The organism is Cobetia sp. SIMBA_158 (assembly GCF_046566945.1).
GTDB lineage: Bacteria > Pseudomonadota > Gammaproteobacteria > Pseudomonadales > Halomonadaceae > Cobetia > Cobetia amphilecti.
The window spans coordinates 1-260 of the sequence record NZ_JAWJYL010000590.1; the positions used below are offsets into that span (position 1 = coordinate 1).

Genomic DNA, 260 nt, shown 5'->3' on the forward strand with positions numbered 1-260 from the left:
CACGGTGGCCTTTTCCCAAATGGCATTACGGGCTTTTTATTTGCCTTCCAAATGGTTGTCTTTTCCTTTGTAGGAGTCGAAATTGTGGGTGTATCTGCAGCGGAAACGTCCGATCCGAAGAAAAACATTCCTTCTGCCATTAACAAAATACCAGCACGGATTTTGCTATTTTACATAGGTGCCATCTTCGTCATTTTATGTATCAATCCGTGGACAAGTCTTAGTGCTGAAAATAGTCCCTTTGTCCAAGTATTTAGTCT

Annotated in this window: 1 protein-coding gene; it reads left to right on the forward strand. The window is 41.5% G+C overall.

The window, feature by feature from the left end; translation table 11 throughout:
* A partial coding sequence (locus R2R70_RS21200; RefSeq protein WP_410979079.1) for an amino acid permease occupies positions 1 to 260 on the forward strand: 260 nt, incomplete at both ends.